General features: G+C 63.0%; 17 protein-coding genes and 1 tRNA gene. 4 read left to right on the top strand and 14 right to left on the bottom strand.

Translation table 11 applies throughout. The features are described 5' to 3' along the window. Positions 1-105: 105 nt before the first annotated feature. The 6 genes from flgK to IPK66_18080 form a co-directional block, all read right to left on the bottom strand. Entirely contained in the window at positions 106-1515 is a 1410-nt protein-coding gene (gene flgK / locus IPK66_18055; protein MBK8177085.1) for a flagellar hook-associated protein FlgK, read from the bottom strand. A gap of 232 nt (positions 1516-1747) precedes the next feature. Next, positions 1748-2335 carry a sel1 repeat family protein gene (locus IPK66_18060; protein ID MBK8177086.1) on the bottom strand — a complete coding sequence of 196 codons (588 nt, stop codon included), beginning with the start codon at positions 2333-2335 and terminating at the stop codon, positions 1748-1750. Between the two features lie 256 nt (positions 2336-2591). Next, the gene (locus IPK66_18065) at positions 2592-3365 is read right to left on the bottom strand and encodes a hypothetical protein (GenBank protein MBK8177087.1); all 774 of its coding nucleotides are present in this window, start codon (positions 3363-3365) and stop codon (positions 2592-2594) included. Positions 3366-3612: 247 nt separating this feature from the next. Beyond that, on the bottom strand, positions 3613-4083 hold the full coding sequence (gene gpt / locus IPK66_18070; GenBank protein MBK8177088.1) for a xanthine phosphoribosyltransferase: 471 nt from the start codon (positions 4081-4083) through the stop codon (positions 3613-3615). 240 nt (positions 4084-4323) lie between these two features. Then, complete coding sequence (locus IPK66_18075; GenBank protein ID MBK8177089.1) at positions 4324-4791, bottom strand: M10 family metallopeptidase C-terminal domain-containing protein; 468 nt, start codon at positions 4789-4791, stop codon at positions 4324-4326. 294 nt (positions 4792-5085) lie between these two features. Continuing rightward, positions 5086-5655, bottom strand: coding sequence for a hypothetical protein (locus tag IPK66_18080; GenBank protein ID MBK8177090.1), 570 nt, complete (start codon positions 5653-5655; stop codon positions 5086-5088). Between the two features lie 450 nt (positions 5656-6105). On the opposite strand from IPK66_18080, the gene IPK66_18085 reads away from it, so the two are divergent. After that, positions 6106-6182, top strand: a tRNA-Arg gene (locus IPK66_18085). 271 nt (positions 6183-6453) lie between these two features. Here IPK66_18085 and IPK66_18090 read toward each other — a convergent pair. Further along, positions 6454-6912 carry a DUF1499 domain-containing protein gene (locus IPK66_18090; protein MBK8177091.1) on the bottom strand — a complete coding sequence of 153 codons (459 nt, stop codon included), beginning with the start codon at positions 6910-6912 and terminating at the stop codon, positions 6454-6456. A 445-nt stretch (positions 6913-7357) separates the two neighbouring features. On the opposite strand from IPK66_18090, the gene IPK66_18095 reads away from it, so the two are divergent. The 3 genes from IPK66_18095 to IPK66_18105 all read left to right on the top strand — a co-directional run bounded on the left by IPK66_18095 (position 7358) and on the right by IPK66_18105 (position 9989). Beyond that, positions 7358-7501: a hypothetical protein gene (locus IPK66_18095; protein ID MBK8177092.1), complete on the top strand. Its 144-nt coding sequence runs from the start codon at positions 7358-7360 to the stop codon at positions 7499-7501. 87 nt (positions 7502-7588) lie between these two features. Beyond that, positions 7589-9508, top strand: coding sequence for an ABC-F family ATP-binding cassette domain-containing protein (locus IPK66_18100; protein MBK8177093.1), 1920 nt, complete (start codon positions 7589-7591; stop codon positions 9506-9508). Between the two features lie 112 nt (positions 9509-9620). Beyond that, the gene (locus IPK66_18105; GenBank protein ID MBK8177094.1) at positions 9621-9989 is read left to right on the top strand and encodes a cyclic nucleotide-binding domain-containing protein; all 369 of its coding nucleotides are present in this window, start codon (positions 9621-9623) and stop codon (positions 9987-9989) included. A 34-nt stretch (positions 9990-10023) separates the two neighbouring features. Here IPK66_18105 and IPK66_18110 read toward each other — a convergent pair whose 3' ends face one another. The 7 genes from IPK66_18110 to IPK66_18140 all read right to left on the bottom strand — a co-directional run bounded on the left by IPK66_18110 (position 10024) and on the right by IPK66_18140 (position 16330). Further along, complete coding sequence (locus IPK66_18110) at positions 10024-10641, bottom strand: CBS domain-containing protein (GenBank protein ID MBK8177095.1); 618 nt, start codon at positions 10639-10641, stop codon at positions 10024-10026. Between the two features lie 133 nt (positions 10642-10774). After that, positions 10775-11518 (bottom strand): TlyA family RNA methyltransferase, encoded by a 744-nt coding sequence (locus tag IPK66_18115; protein MBK8177096.1) that lies wholly within the window; start codon positions 11516-11518, stop codon positions 10775-10777. A 96-nt stretch (positions 11519-11614) separates the two neighbouring features. Continuing rightward, positions 11615-13540 (bottom strand): 1-deoxy-D-xylulose-5-phosphate synthase, encoded by a 1926-nt coding sequence (locus IPK66_18120; protein ID MBK8177097.1) that lies wholly within the window; start codon positions 13538-13540, stop codon positions 11615-11617. Positions 13541-13601: 61 nt separating this feature from the next. Further along, on the bottom strand, positions 13602-14438 hold the full coding sequence (locus IPK66_18125) for a polyprenyl synthetase family protein (protein MBK8177098.1): 837 nt from the start codon (positions 14436-14438) through the stop codon (positions 13602-13604). A 59-nt stretch (positions 14439-14497) separates the two neighbouring features. Then, the gene (locus IPK66_18130) at positions 14498-14746 is read right to left on the bottom strand and encodes an exodeoxyribonuclease VII small subunit (GenBank protein MBK8177099.1); all 249 of its coding nucleotides are present in this window, start codon (positions 14744-14746) and stop codon (positions 14498-14500) included. A gap of 279 nt (positions 14747-15025) precedes the next feature. Further along, the gene (locus IPK66_18135; protein ID MBK8177100.1) at positions 15026-15955 is read right to left on the bottom strand and encodes a histone deacetylase family protein; all 930 of its coding nucleotides are present in this window, start codon (positions 15953-15955) and stop codon (positions 15026-15028) included. A 150-nt stretch (positions 15956-16105) separates the two neighbouring features. After that, positions 16106-16330, bottom strand: a complete 225-nt coding sequence (locus tag IPK66_18140; protein MBK8177101.1) for a sulfurtransferase TusA family protein — start codon at positions 16328-16330, stop codon at positions 16106-16108. Positions 16331-16336: the final 6 nt, after the last annotated feature.

The raw sequence follows: 16336 nt of genomic DNA on the forward strand, positions 1-16336 counted from the left end.
AAGCGGCCGGTCGTGGATTGCCGGTCGTGGATTGAGGGTCGCGGACGCGCGGGGTTGTGCGTGCGCTGCCGACGACGTTTGTCCGCTTACGCGCCCCTTCCCGGGCTAGCCGATCGCCGGACCGCCGGCGGCGACCATCAGAGTGCTGAACAGGCTTTGCGTCGTCGAAACGATGCGGGCGTTCGCCGCGTACGCTTGCTGAAGTTCCAAAAGATGAGAAAACTCGGCATCGAGATTGACGCCGCTCTCCGAGGAAATGAGAGCGTCTATGGCGGTTTGCGTTGCTTGTTCGGCATCGAGATCGCCCTTGAGATGCGCCTGGTTATTGCTCTGACCGGTGATGATCCCCGATGCCGCACCAGCGAGGCTGCCCGTCGCGGACATGCCCGGCCCGCTGAACGACAGCGCGCTCGACTGAAAGACACCGACGACGGCATCAATAAAGGTTGTATCGCCCAAGGCCAGTGCCGTAGCGGAATTGCCGTCGCGAATGGACGTGGGCGCGCTGACGATCGTGGAGTTCACCGCAATACGATTGGCGTAACCGTAAAGTTGTGACGGGGTTGAAACCGAATCGTAGGTCGTTGTTCCGCCGTCATTGAATAACTCCACCCCGACACCGTTCAATGACGTCGTCAGCGTATCGGCGAAGGAGTCGAGCTGACTTTGAATATCCGGGACCGTCGTATTGATAACCTCAAGAAGTCCCTTTATCGCACCCGAGCGTGGCGATATCTGGGCCGACGTCGATAAGCCAGCGCCGAGTTCCACCAGGAGCTGGACCGGCCCGGTTCCGGCGATTTGCTGCGCTGAGATCGTGTTGGCCTGGGCGTCGACGAGCGCCGTGCCGTTCTTCGTGTAGACGGATACGCCGCCATCCGGGCGCGTAAAGGTGGTGATGTCGAGCATTGATGCGACATTCGCGATCGCCTGATCGCGTTGGTCTTCCAGATCGGTCGTATCGCCGTTTGTCGTCGCCAGAATTTTAGTATTGAGTGAATTGATCAGCTGAAGGTCCTTATTGACCGACGAAACCGCCTCGCCGAGTTCATTTTCGGCGTTCGTCGCAACGCTCTGGGCCCGCTGATAGAGGCCTCGAATACTGGTCGTCAGGTTCTGCGCCGCGTTTACTGCCTCGGTATAGGCGGTGTCGGACTCCGGACTGGCGGCGAGCGCAACGAAGGTATCTCCGAGCGATGACGTCAACGTTGACAGCGACGTCGCGTCGCTTGGCGTGCCAAATTCGACGGAAAGCTGGCTGGCATAGCGAGAGAGCGCATCCAGCCGGCCGACATTCGATGCAGCATCCCGCGAAGTCCGCTGCAACCCGGCGTTCACGGCGCGCTGCACGCGATCAACGTAGGGCGCGCCGTCGACGCTGGTGCTTGTCACCTGCGTCTTGCGCGAATAGCCGGAGTCGTTGGCGTTGGCGATGTTCCGCGAGGTGACATCAATGCCCGAACTCGCGGTTTGCAAGCCTGCAAGTGCCGTGTTCAAGCTGCTGCCGATGGTCACCGCATCGTCCTCCGTGGCGCTTGAATCACCCCGCGCGGCCAAGCCAACGTGGCATTTGAGGGTGGATCGGCGGGCAGCATGACACGAAACCGATTAACGAAGGGTTAACCACCTGCCGACGCTGCCTGTTTTGAAGGATTCCACGCGCGGCTCCCCAGCCTTCCTCTCCGCACCCCCGGGCCGATACCAGAGAATGTTTCCAAGATTTAATTCTTGCCGCCGTCAATATCTGTCAATATGGGTAGTATCGACCATATCGTGTATTCCAGTACCAGCGATAGCTTAGTCCCTGTGACCAATAATAATAAGTCTGGTAACGCCAGTCCGTGAGCTGCCGACGATAGACGGCGTCGTTCGCTTGAGCCTCCTGTACCTCGACAAGAAGCTTTCGTGCCTCGCCATCCCCGCTCGCGGCCGCGGCGGACAGCCATCGCGACGCTTCGTTCAGGTCCGAGCCCATTTCTTCGAGACCGGTGAAATAGAGGCGCCCGAGCGCCGTCTGCGCCGGAACATTGCCGCGCTCAGCGGCGCTGCGCATCCACTGCAGTGCCCGGTAACTGTCCTGCGGCACGCCGTCGCCACGGAAATAGCGCAGCGCGAGATCATAGGCGGCGCTTGGATCGTTCTGGGCCAGTGCTTCGAGGTCGGCGATGTGGCTGTCGGTCTTGGCCGTGGGGGCAACGGCCGCGCGCTCGGTGGTGACCACTGAGGGGTCCTGCTGCACACAGTGTCCGCCGGTACAGACCGTAACCGTCCGCGGCTCGGCGGTCTGCGAGCATGCTGCAAGGACAGTGAGAATTCCAAAAAGCGTTCTTCGCACGCACGGTCCTCCAGCCAAATCGACGCCTAAGAAACACTGGCGAGGGTTATCGCGATCATGGGCCGTCTGGCATCAAAGGAAAAGTGCTCCCATGCCGATGAGCGGTGCGCGACCGGCGACGTCGCCGTGTTCCAATGGCGACTAAGTGCGAAACGCGGGCATCCGGGGAGGGCCTGCTGCGCAAGCTCGCCTGAATTGCCCGCGCAGCATCAAAGCCGTCGTCTGCGGTGCGCTGATCGCGGGTGGCCTTGCGGGCTCACGGCGCCGTTGCCAGCACCTTTCCGACCTTGGTGTCGTCGTTATAGACGAAGAACGCGGCAACGTTGCGATGTTCCGCCGCAGCAACCATGCCGACGCCAGGCGCGACGAACCGGCCCTGGATATCCTTGACGGTCGCCGGTCCGACCGTTCCCTCGAAGTCCCAGCGAAGCAGGGCCGCATCGAAGGTTCCCGCCGGAACCGTGACCTTGTACGCACCGACATAGGTGAGCGTCACATCCAGCGCACCCTCGTGCTCGAGGTCGTCGGGATCGGAAATGTCGTAGACCTTGACCTTCATTTTGAGGTGCTTGCTGTCGCCCGCGTTCATCCCGGCGATCAGCATCGGCTCGGGTGGATTGTAGCGCGTCAAAACACCCTGATCGCCGTCTGCCTCGGAGACGATCGTCAAGCTTTTGCCCGGCGTGTCCTGGAGATAAACGGCGCGGTCGCCGACTTGATAGCGCCATTGCCTGCCGGTCTTATCGCCAGCGACAGGGGTGATGACGTGCTGTTCCGTCGTTCCCGCGTCGGCGCCGCTGACGATGGCATAGGTCCGCTCGCCGGCACGGAGCATCGCAAGGTCCGGATCGATCGGAAACGCCGGCACCGGATCACCAACGACCCCCGGTAGATACTTCGTGGCCGCCTGTTGCATCGCCGCCGGCAACGGCACGAGCGCACCCGCACCTTGCGCCTTTGCCAGCACAGGGACCGAAATCGCCAACGCGATTGCAAGCGCCGCTGTGCGAAACCCGCATGTAAGTGTCATTGAACGTTTTCCCTGACCCGCTTCCGGTCGCCGGATGGCGCCGCTGCACGGCAGATCCGGCCTCCTGCGAAGGTCCGTGTTCTGCCCGAGACGGGTGACACTAGAGGCAAACCGAGGCCCCGGGCAACAGCATGGCGCGTCGCGTGACCTTTTTCGCCGATGGGGTCAACGCCCCACGATTTCGCACGCAAGGCGTGTATTTTCTGGTTGTTTTTGACGAATCCTGGTGTTTCATCACGCATTTCGTTCACGCTTTCGGCGCCGGATCCCGATCCCAGGGAAAATCGATCCAGACGTCCTGATCGACCAAGCGGATGAAGGTATCGACGAAGGGCTGGCCGGCGGGCTTGGTGTAGAGCGTCGCGTAACGCGCGCGCGGCAACATCCGGCGGGCGGCCTCGGCGGTCGACCCGGTATCGGCGACATCGTCGATAAGAATCCAGCCGTCACCGTCGCCGACTTCGCTCGATGCGGTCTTGAGCACCTCGAGCGGTCCCTTGATCTCGCCGTCGTAACTGGAGATGCACAGCGTCTCGACCAGGCGGATGCCGAGCACCCGGGCGACGATCGCCGCCGGAACCAGGCCGCCGCGGCTGATCGCGACGATGCCGCGATACGGGCCGCAAGCGGCGAGCCGGCCGGCGAGGTCAACGGCTTCCCGGTGCATCTCGTGCCAGGAGGACGAATGGATCTTGGCTGGCGTGCGCGCTTCGGACATCCCCGCTCCCTTCGCTTGCCGCTGAGTAAGGCCAAGCGGCTTTGTCGATCGAGATCTATCATACCTCGACCGGGGAATTCGAGGCGCGCCGCGACAGCGGGGCGACGGCGACGGCGACGGCGACGGCGACGGCGACGGCGACGAAGGTGGCATATATCGCGCTATCGCTTCGTCCAGAGGTTGATCGACGAAAACCCGCAGTGAGGTGAGCCGAAAGGTCTCCTCGCCGGGAACGACGGGTCAGGCGAGAACGAGGTCGGCGGCGGTGATGGTGTGGATGCCAGAAATGACGAGATCCCCGGAGCCAAAGATGCCGTCGTCGTTGAGGTTGGCCTCGAGGTGCTGCTGAGCGGCATCGAAGCGGGCCTCGATCACACCGTCGTGACCGGTAAACCCGGCATCGCCGATAAAGGCGGTCACGCCCGCGCCCTTAAGGTCGATGCGGTCCTCGCCGCTCGTGAAGTCCTGGATCACATCGCCGCGGCCGACGACCGAAGCACCGGCGTTGACGATGAAGAGATCGTGACCGATCCCGCCCTCGAGCGTATCCGCGCCGAGCCCGCCAATCAGGGTATCGTGCCCCCGACCACCGCGGACAACGTCGCCGGCGTTGCCGCGATGAAGCCGGTCGTTGCCGGTTCCGCCATCGAGGGTATCGGCGCCGGCGCCGCCATAGAGAAGATCGCGATCTTCGTTGCCGAGGATCACGTCCCCGCCGCCCTGTCCGTACAGAGTGTCCGCCCCCGCGTACCCGGCCAGAGTCTCATCGTCAACCCCGCCGACGAGATGATGCCGGTATTGTCGCCCTCGATCAGGTGGGCGAGGAAATCGGTTACGCGGAATAGATCGTAGGAATTATTGGTATCCCATTGGAACAGATTTGTAGCAATGCTGAAAAAAAATAAATGACCTTTCCGTCGGCGGATATGCTTGCAAATACAGATGGGCCGTTTGCTTGCGTACCGTCGTTGGCCATACTGACCCGTACAATCGCGCCACTCTTCAGTCTTTGACAAAAATGTCCCAGTCATTCGTATCGTCCAGGACGAGATTGGAGGCAGCGCTCGAGAATGCCACATATCGCCCGTCCGCCGAGATTGACGCCTCGTATGAACTCCCGTTTCCTTGCGTACCGTCGGCCGCAGTGCTGACGCGCGTCAATACGCCGGTTTGCAAATCCTTAACGAAAACGTTCGGACTGCCGTTATTGTTATCTTCAACAAAGTTCGATGAATTACTTCCAAAGGCAACGAAGCAACCATCGGCCGACAGGCTCGATCGGGAATAACTGACATCCCCGTTTGGCAGCGCGCCGTTTTCACCGATGTCTGCCCGCGTGATGTCTTGCGTTTCTGTATCCCTGACAAAAGCGCTTAAAATGCCCCCAACATAGTCTTCGCCCCTAACATAGTCTTCAAAGACGACATAACGACCACCAGCGGAAATCGCCGCGTCATATCCGTTTGCAAACGTCCCATCCGCCTTCAAGGAGATGTTGACGATCGCTCCTGTTTCGACGTCAGCACGCATCGTATGCGGAATGCCGTCTGGATCGCCGTAAACGAACGCCACGTAGCGTCCGTCGGCGGAGCACGTTATCCGCCACGAGACTCCGACCCAGGAGTACATTCCAGATTCGAAAACGAGACTGAGGCTCATCGCAAATCCCCCACCTTCGTGCCGAAACGGGCGCCCCACCACAGCATCCCAGCCCAAGGCAATCGCTCAAGCCATCACGGGGTCACCATAGCAGGGGCCGGCCACGGGGCCCGTCCGTCGGGGCTGCCGCCCCGCGCGATCGGCCACCCCCTGGTGAGGGCCACCGGGCAGGCTTGCGTTCTCCGCCAACCACCGCTCGCTTTTCTTGCCTATTCGTATCTGGTTCGGGCACGCCCGTGATGGCCGCGGACGAGGCTGCGATTTTTTGCAACGACTGTTGTTGCGAAGGGCGCGGCGAACGGGTAGGTTCCCTGCCTTCCGCGCTAGCGCGCGGCTCTCGAAGGCGCCCGTCGCGGCGCCGATGCGCCCGTAGCTCAATTGGATAGAGCACTTGACTACGGATCAAGAGGTTAGGGGTTCGAGTCCTCTCGGGCGCGCCAATAAAACCAGGCCGTTATGCGAAGGAGTTACCCGGCGAGCCGCCACGCGGCACACGGGACACACCGACCTCGGCGATGTCCAGCCGGTCGAGGCGAGCTACGACGCCGAACTGGAGTCCCGCGCCGTGGCAGCGTAGGACTGGGACAAACCCGCCTTCGGGAAACCCGGCGCGGTTCACGCTCTTCGATGATACCAGCCTAACCAGGGGCACGCTGCCGGCGGGCCGGATCGGTATCGTCCTAAAGCCGGGACATGCTCAGATCGGTGGATTCAGTCACGCCCAGTGGTGGCGATCCGTTCACTCAACGCAGCGAGCCACGCGCGCACGCGGGCGCGGTTGACGCCGAGGTCCCAGTAGCCGACACGCGAGCGGCTATAGACGGCGATCGTCGAGCCGGTCGCGCCGAGAGGCACAATCGCCGCGCTGATATCGTCGATAAAGCCGAACACCTTGCTCACCTGTCTTGCTTCGATGTGCCGGCCGTCGGGCGAGACAGCAACCACCGTGACGCGCGGCTGACGTTTGATGATCGCGATCCATGCCTGTGCCAGATCGGTGGGTGGCACGTTGAACACTGGCGATTCGCCATCTGGCGGTGGGGGCGGAATCTCCAGGCCCTTGGGCGCCACCAACCATGAATTAGGACTGCTCGCTCGGATCAAGGTTGCGAAATCCATGAATACCCCTTTGCCGGCGGACACTCCTGACCCCTCGCCGTCCGCCGCCATGGAACTCTCCAAAGGACTTGGTGTGACGATAAGAATCACGGCCGCGAACAGCCATGCCGCGCATAGCATGCGCCTGCCCGGGTGTAACCGCCATGCTGCAAAAGCGTAACTCGCTCGGTGGTTGCTGCGCTGGCAAACCGGCATCAATCGCTTGGGTAATCTCATTGCGAAATACCCTGTTCGAGAGTATCCTGATGGTTGAATTTTTTTGATGAAAATCGAACAAAATAGTGTCGGCGTCGGCGTGATTAGGACAGCAGCACAGCAGGGGAGACGTGGGCGCGGAGAAATTTGATTGCGCTGATGCCGTAGAATGCATATGTACTGATTGGCAAATGCTGCAGCGCAATATAGTTCGTCAACCGCCTCGGAACAGATCGGTACGATAGAAATGGGCGAGCACGATGACGGATTCCCCCTCGCGGAGCACGAGTGGAGGACGTCCGTGACAGTGATACGGGCAGCCGCGGAGATCCTTCGCGATTATCGCGGGATGCCGATGCCCGAACATGACCGCTTCGTCGAGGCCATCCTTGAGGAAAGTGGACGTCTGACGCGAACATTCGAGTCCCTCGCCCACCTGTCTTGACCGTCGCGGCGTCAGAGCTGCGTCGGTGGGTCGCAAAAGACGGGCGGCGTGTTTCTTCGCTCGCACGCGCGTGCTAAACCCCGCCGCATGCTGCGCATTGAAAAGCTTACCTACCGCATCGGCTCGCGTCTGCTCTTCGACCAGAGCGACGCAAGCGTCAATCCCGGCCATCGAATCGGGCTGGTCGGGCGCAATGGAACCGGCAAGACGACACTGCTCCGGCTGATCGTTGGAGATATCGAACAGCAGGAAGGCCGCATCGAGATGCCGGCGCGTTGGCGGGTGGGCATCACCCGCCAGGAAGCGCCCGGCGGTCCACAGAGTCTGATCGCAACGGTGTTGAACGCCGATGGTGAATTGGCGAGCCTTGAAGCCGAAGCACACACCGCGACCGATCCCCATCGCATTGCTGAGATTCACACACGTCTACGCGACCTCGATGCCCACACCGCTCCAGCTCGCGCCGCCCGTATCCTCGCCGGGTTGGGTTTCGACGAGGCAGCGCAGCAGCGGCCGTGCGCCGAATTCTCCGGCGGCTGGCGGATGCGCGTGGCGTTGGCGGCCCTGCTGTTCACCCAACCCGACCTGCTGCTGCTCGACGAGCCGACCAACCATCTCGATTTGGAAGCGGCCCTTTGGCTTGAGGATTATCTGCGCACCTATCCCGGCACGCTCCTGCTCGTCAGCCATGACCGCGGCCTGCTGAACCGCGTAGTCGAGGAAATACTCCATCTTGAAGGCGGTAAACTGACGCTCTATCAAGGCGGTTACGACCGTTTCGAGCAAACCCGCCGTGCTCGCCTCGAGCAGAGCGAGAAGATGCGCATGAAGGTTGATGCCCAGCGGGCGCACCTTCAGTCGTTCGTCGATCGCTTCCGTTACAAGGCCTCGAAGGCGAAGCAGGCACAATCGCGGCTACGCATGCTGGAGCGCCTGCCACCGATCGTCCGCTTGCAGGACGAGGGCGCCGTCGATTTTACCTTTCCCGAACCGGACCCTTTAGCACCGCCGCTAATGACCATGGATGCGCTCGACGTCGGCTACGACGGCACGGCGGTGTTGAAGAAACTGTCCCTTCGCCTTGATGCGGACGATCGCATCGGCCTGCTCGGCGCCAATGGCAACGGTAAGTCCACCTTGATCAAGCTGCTGGCCGGCCGGCTGGAGCCGTCCGCCGGCGCCTTTGTCCGCTCCGGAAAGCTGCGAGTCGGCTACTTCGCCCAGCATCAGGCGGAGGAACTCGACGTTGCCGTGACGCCGGTCGTCGAGCTTGGCCGACGGCGGCCGCGTGACGCGGAGGTCGCCCTGCGCAGCCAACTCGGCCGCTTCGGCTTTTCTCAGCAGCGCGCAGAGACGAAGATCGGCAACCTTTCGGGCGGTGAGAAAGCGCGCCTGCTGTTCGCGCTGATGACCGCCGACCGCCCGCATGTCCTTCTGCTCGACGAGCCGACCAATCACCTTGACGTCGCATCGCGCCAGGCTCTGATCGAGGCGATCAACAATTTCACCGGGGCCGTGGTCATGGTCAGCCATGATCCGCACGTTCTCGCGCTGACGACCGATCGCCTCTGGCTGGTCGCCGGCGGCACGGTCAGCGATTTTGACGGCGACATGGAGGATTACCGGTCGTTGTTGCTGGGCCGGAGCGGCGGCGCGGATAATCGCAACGCCTCCGCCAAGGATGGCACCACGGGCAACAAGGCCTTGGGCAACAAGGCCACGGGCAGCAAAAAGGAACGGCGCCGGCTCGCCGAACAACGCCGCGAAGCGTTGGCGCCACTAAAGAAGCAGCTCGTCCAGGCAGAGCGCGCGGTGGAAACGCTCGAGAGCGAAAAGGCACGGCTGATCGAGGCCATGGCCGATCCCGACCTTTACCAGGGCGATCCGGGACGGGTGGCCGAACAGCACAAGCGACTGGACAAGGTTCAAAAGGACCTCGACCGCGCGGTCGACGCCTGGGCCGACCTTCAAATTACCTGGGACGACGCGCAGTCCGAAGCCGACTGACGGGCACGGTTGCGATTGCTCGCCCTCATCATCCCACGATCCTGTATAAGGTCATGAGGAACGATCGTCTGCAAAGACGGTGGTCAAAAAACTCCTGCCCAACGGACACGCGATGCACAGGATCTTTTTGCACCGGGGCCAGACTCTCTATTCGGCTGGCGAACCCTCCGAATACGCCTACCTCGTTCTCGAAGGGGAGATTGCGCGCCAGCACAACGGCCTTACCCTTGCGGCGAGTAAGGGGGCGGTTCTCGGCTTTTCCGCCCTCACCGGTCAGCCGTATGCCGCCTCGGCCCACGCGAACAGCGATGGCGAGCTGCTTGCCTTTACCCGCAAGGAACTGCGGGCGGTACTGCGCTCCGATCCCGACTGGGCCCTGGCGATCCTCGAAGGCGTGATCAGTCTCGTCGCCGACCTCAAACAGGCGCTCGACGGACCTCCCCCGACGGTCGCCGATACCGGCGCGCCGGCCATCCCCTGAAGGCAATCCCCTGATTCTGCGCCGTAGCTGAGGTTTACGGCTGCTGCTTCGGTATTCCGTCCGTCTCCTTGACCGTCTCCATTCCAGTGGCGACATTGGTCCACGCCGTTCGTTCTTTTTGTTCGATATGGCGCACCGCCGCGGCTTCGGCGTCTTGCGGCGAGTCGGCCCCGGTGATGTACAGCGTCTTGACCGCCACGCGGTGCGGCATGCCGTGGGAGTCGGTCTTCTCCTTGTGAAAAGTCACCTTGACGGCCGTGCGATGAGGCGGCGCGTGGCCTTCCAGCTTCGCCAACGTCACGATTCCGCACAGGCGGTGCTTACGATCAATCACCGGCAGTCGTTGGAGTTCGTACTTCTCCATCAACGCGTGGGCGTGTGCCTCGGTCTCGTCCTCGAAACAGCACACCACCTCGTGCGACATCACGTCACCGGCCAGGGTCTTCTCGCCGTCGAGGCCCTCGGCGACCACGCGCAGAACGATGTCGCGATCGGTGATCACGCCGGTCAGCCGGGAGTCGACGACCACCGGTAGAATACCGACCCCGACCGTCCGCATCTTTCGCGACACCTCAATGATCGGCGTGTCCGGTGTGATCACCTCCGCCGGCTCTTTCATAACTTCAGATACGTTCATCGCCGCCTCCGTCATTCGCGGGGCATCGGCCCCACTAAGTCGCCATCAACGCCGGTCGGGTTGACAGGTTCCGGATAGGAGGAGAAAATTCCCCGGAACGGGTAGGATACACGGGGTGAGCCGATCGACCGCTGTGCCGTCGGGCGAACTACGCCTCACGGACAGCGGCGATGAGGTATTCGATGTTGCCGTCCGCCCCCGTCACCGGACTGTCGATGATGCCCTTTACGTGCCACGACGGCCGATCGGCGAGCCAGCCGGCGATCTTTTCGCACACGCCGCGATGCACGGCGGGATCGCGGACGATGCCGCCCTTGCCGACCTGCCCGCGCCCCGCCTCGAATTGCGGCTTGATCAGCGCCAGGAGTCGCGCGCCCGGCGCGGCGAGCGCCAGCGCTGCCGGAAGCGCGATCGTCAGGCTGATAAAGCTGACATCGCAGACGACGAGGTCGATCGGCTCGGGTACGTGCGCGCTCGAAAGTTCGCGGGCGTTCAGCCGTTCCAGGACGACGACCCGCGATTCGCCGCGAAGCTTCCAGGCAAGCTGGCCGAAGCCGACATCGACGGCGTAGACCCGTGCGGCCCCGCGCGTGAGCAGGACGTCCGTAAACCCGCCCGTCGAAGCACCGACGTCGAGCGAAACGAGGCCGGTGGGATCGATCGCAAAATGATCGAGCGCGAAGGCGAGCTTCACCCCCCCACGGGAAACCCATGGATGCTCCCGGCCACGAACCTCGAGCGGAAGGTCGATGGCTATGGTCTCGCCCGCCTTGTCCAGTCGCCGCTCGCCGCTAAAGACCAGCCCGGCCATGACCAGCGCCTGAGCACGGGTACGGCTTTCGGCGAGGCCGCGCTCGACGAGAACAAGATCGAGGCGCCGCTTGTCCCTCATGCCCGCTCAATTGACGGATCTGCGCGATCCGCCGTTCCTGCCCCAAAGCAACGCGGCGACGGCCCAGCCGTCAGGTCAGCCGTCTCAGCCCAGTCGTCAGGCGCGTGCCGCCTCCGCGGCCTCGGCCGAGCGGCCTAGCGCCTTCAGGGCTGTTGTGACGATATGGCGTGCGTTCAGGTGGGCGAGTTCATATTGCAATTCCGGCTTGTCCTGATCGAGGAACACGTCCGGCAGCGTCATCGGGCGAAATTTGACGATCCCGTCGAGCAGGCCCTCGAGCGCGAGGAACTGCATGACCTGTGCGGCAAAGCCGCCGGCCGCTCCCTCCTCGATGCTGATCAGAACCGGGTGCTCGTGGGCGAGGCGGCGGATCAGGTCGTGGTCGAGCGGCTTGGCAAAGCGGGCATCGGCGATCGTCGTCGACAGGCCGCGTGCCGCCAGTTCCTCGGCCGCCTTCATCACCTCGCCGAGGCGGGTGCCGAGGCTGAGGATGGCGATCGATGTTCCTTCCTTGAGGATTCGCCCCTTGCCGATCGGCAGCACCTGGCCGCGGGCCGGCATCTCGACACCCATCCCCTCCCCGCGCGGATAGCGGATCGCCGACGGCCGATCGTCGATCGCCGCCGCCGTCGCCACCATGTGCATGAGGTCGGCCTCGTCGGCGGCGGCCATGACCACCATGTCGGGCAGACAGAGCATATAGGGCAGATCGAAGGCGCCGGCATGGGTCGCCCCGTCGGCACCGACGAGACCCGCCCGGTCCATGGCGAAGCGCACCGGCAGCCGCTGCAGGGCGACGTCGTGCACCACCTGATCGTAGGCGCGCTGCAGGAAGGTCGAATAAATTGCGGTAAACGGCTTGTAGCCCTCGGCGGCAAGGCCGGCGGCGAAGGTCACCGCGTGCTGCTCGGCGATGCCGACATCGAAGCTGCGCTCGGGAAAGCGCTTGGCGAATTTGTCAACGCCGGTGCCCGCCGGCATCGCCGCGGTGATCGCGATGATCTTATCGTCGTGCTCGGCTTCAGCGATCAACGCCTTGGCGAAGGTCTCGGTATAGCTCGGCGCGTTGGCCTTGACCTTGACCTGCTCGCCGGTGACCACGTCAAAGCGGCCGACGCCGTGATACTTGTCGGCCGACGCCTCCGCCGGCGGATAGCCGTGGCCCTTCTTGGTGACGACGTGGACCAGAACCGGTCCCGGCTCGCGGTCATCACGCAGGTTCTTCAGCACCGGCAGTAAGTGCTCGAAGTTATGGCCGTCGATCGGGCCCACGTAAAAGAAGCCCAGTTCTTCGAACAACGTTCCGCCGGTAACCAGGCCGCGGGCGTATTCCTCGGCCTTGCGCGCGGCGACGCCGAGACCGCGCGGGAACTTCTTGGAGACGTCGCCGATGACGTGGCGCAGCGAGCGGTAGGGCTTCGAGGAGATCAGCTTCGAGAGGTAGGCACTCATCGCCCCCACCGGCGGGGCGATCGACATGTCGTTGTCGTTGAGAATAACGATCAACCGCGAGTGCATGGCGCCGGCGTTGTTCATCGCCTCGTAAGCCATGCCAGCGCTCATCGCCCCGTCGCCGATCACGGCAATGACATTGTTGTCATCACCGCGGAAGTCGCGAGCCACCGCCATACCGAGCGCAGCGGAGATCGACGTCGAGGTGTGGGCGGCGCCGAACGGATCGTACTCGCTCTCCGAGCGCTTGGTGAAGCCGGAAAGGCCTCCCCCCTGGCGCAGGGTGAGCATGCGCGAACGTCGGCCGGTCAGGATCTTGTGTGGGTAGGCCTGGTGGCCGACATCCCAGATGAGCTTGTCGCGCGGCGTATCAAACACGTAGTGCAGGGCGATGGTCAGCTCGATGACGCCGAGGCTGGCCCCGAGGTGCCCGCCAGTGATTGAGACGATGCGGATCGTTTCCTGCCGCAGTTCGTGCGCGAGCTGGACGAGCTGTTCTTCCGAGAGACGGCGGAGATCGCTCGGTTCTTTCACGCAATCAAGCAGCGCGGTCAGGGCTGTCTCCTTCACGTCTTCTCTCCTCGTCCGGCTTTCAGCTCTTTGGTTTGTGCAAGCGACATTGCAGAGCCTCTCAATGCCGCCGATTGACCACGAACGTCGCGAGGGCCCGCAAGGGCTCCGCGCTGTCCGGAAAGATATCGAGATGCCGCACCGCCTGCCGCGACAGCATGTCGCACTGGGCACGAGCGCGTTCGACGCCGAGCACGGAAACGAATGTCGCTTTGCCGGCGCCTTGATCCTTATTGGTCCGCTTGCCGACTTCCTCGGCGTCACCTTCGACGTCGAGGAGGTCGTCAACAATCTGAAACGCGAGGCCAAGGTCGTGGGCATAGGCGCGCAGCGCGTGACGGGCGCTGTCGCTGGCCTTGCCGAGAATGGCGCCCGCCTCGCAGGAAAATGCGATCAGCGCGCCCGTCTTCATCCGCTGCATCCGGGTGATCTCGGCGATCTCCAGCGGGACTTCGGCGGCGAGAAGATCGAGCATCTGGCCACCCACCATGCCGTCACCGCCGGCCGCCCGGGCAAGCTCGACGACAAGGTCAGCACGCACGCGCGGATCCGAATGCGTCGGCCCATCGGCGATAACCTCGAACGCCCGGGCAAGCAGCGCGTCACCGGCGAGGATCGCCGTTGCCTCGTCGAACTTGACGTGGCATGTCGGCAAACCGCGACGCAGATCATCGTTGTCCATCGCCGGGAGATCGTCATGGATCAGCGAATAGCAATGGACCATCTCGATCGCCGCAGCGACGCGCAGCGAGAACGGGCGAGAAACCCCGAACAGAGCTGAACTCGACATCACCAGGAACGGCCTTATCCGCTTGCCGCCCGACAGGGTGGAATAGCGCGCCGCCTCCATCAGCCGCGATTCGGGATCGGGCCGCGCCGGCAGAAGTTGGTCGAGCATCTCGTCAACATCACGGGCGTTCTCTGCAAGCGCCCCTTTGATTTGCACTTTTTGATTCCTCAGTCGAAGCTCACGGGCTCCGCCAGGACCGCGTCATTGCGGCCGACGACGATGCGTTCAACCCGCGACTGAGCCTCCTGGAGCTTTGCGTCGCAGTGCCGCTGCAGGGCAATTCCCCGCTCGTAGGCAACGATGGCGTCCTCGAGGCGACCTGCCCCCTCCTCAAGCCGACGAACGATCGCCTCCAACTCGGCCAGAGCCTCTTCGAAGCCCAATTCCGCGATGTCGTTGCTCTCGCTTTCGCTCAATCGGCGTTTCCGATCATTGGCTTTCCCCGGCGGCCGAACGTTCGGCACCTGCCCCCGTAACCTTGAACGCACCAAGCGTCACCTTGCGGTAACAGTCCGGTCTGACCCTTTTCGCGGGTTTCGCCCGTGCTTGCAAGCGCAAACCCGTTCCGAATCCACCCGTTAGGTCTCATGCCGCCGGGGTGTCGCGAAAATGAGACGCGCGCCGCGTGGCGTGGCCTCCCCGGGCCGCCCCCCCCAAGGGGCATGATCGCGCGACGGATCCTGCCTGCGTCGCACTCAATGTCCCATCAACGCGCGCACATGCGCCGCCGAACTCTCGGCGAGCGCCTGCAGGTCGTAACCGCCCTCGAGCACCGAGACAACGCGACCACGACAGCATTTCTCGGCAACCTCGAGAAGTTCGCGAGTCACCCAGGCGAAGTCCGCCGTCTGCAGGCGTATCTGCGCCAGCGGATCACGGACGTGCGCATCGAAGCCAGCGGACACGAGCAGGATATCCGGATGGAAATTCCGCAGCGCGGGAAGAATCCGCTCGACGTAACCGCGGCGAAACTCGTCCGAGCCCGACCCCGGTTTCAACGGAACATTGACGATATTGTTGAACACCCCAGTCTCGTGTTCCATACCCGTTCCCGGATAGCATGGCCACTGGTGAGACGACGCGTAGAACAGATCACGATAGCGGAAAAAATGGTTCTGCGTGCCGTTGCCGTGGTGCACATCAAAGTCGACGACGGCCACCCGCTCCATGCCGTGAACGGCGCGCGCCTGTTCGGCGGCCACGGCAACATTGTTAAACAGACAAAAGCCCATCGCCGAGGCCGCCTCGGCGTGGTGCCCCGGCGGGCGGGCGGCGACGAAGGCATTGCGCGCCTCGCCGTTTGACACCGCATCGACGGCGGCACAGACAGCCCCCACGGCGCGAAGCGCGGCATCACCCGACGCGGGATTGAGCGCGGTGTCCGAATCCAGGTGCGTGTGCCCCTGCTTCGGGATGTTCTCGAAGATCGCCTCGACGTAAAATGGCGCGTGTACCCGCTGAATTTGCCGAACCGTCCCGAGGGGAGCGTGATGGCGATCCAAAAAGGTGAACTCTTCCGTCTCCAGAGCCGCCAGAACCGAGCGAAGTCGCGCCGGCGCTTCCGGATGCCAGTCTCCCATGTCGTGCTCAAGGCAGATCGGGTGGGTATAGAAGTGTGTGGGCATGCTTTTACTTTGTTGTTGGACGTTCCGTTTTTCTCCTAACCCAACATTCTGGTGGCTTGGGCGCCATTTTGCCAACAGGAAATGCCGCTGATCCGATGCGCGAAAATCGCGGGCGCTCGGATCGGTAGCGAGGAGACAGGCAGCGCCGGATTAACCGGCTTTTCGCAAGGTGATGGTGAACACCCCGTCCGCTTGGTCGCTGGCGACGAGGCAGTGGCCCGTCGTCTCGCAAAAGCTGACGAAATCCTTGGGCGCAGCAGGATCGGTGGCGATCACCTGGACTTCGTCTCCGGGTTGCATCTGTCGCAGCAGCTTGTTTGCCCTTAGAACCGGCAACGGGCATTGCAGCCCCTTCACGTCGAGCGTCGTCATCATCGCCTG

The organism is Rhodospirillales bacterium, assembly GCA_016712595.1.
Classification (GTDB): domain Bacteria; phylum Pseudomonadota; class Alphaproteobacteria; order Rhodospirillales; family Defluviicoccaceae; genus Defluviicoccus.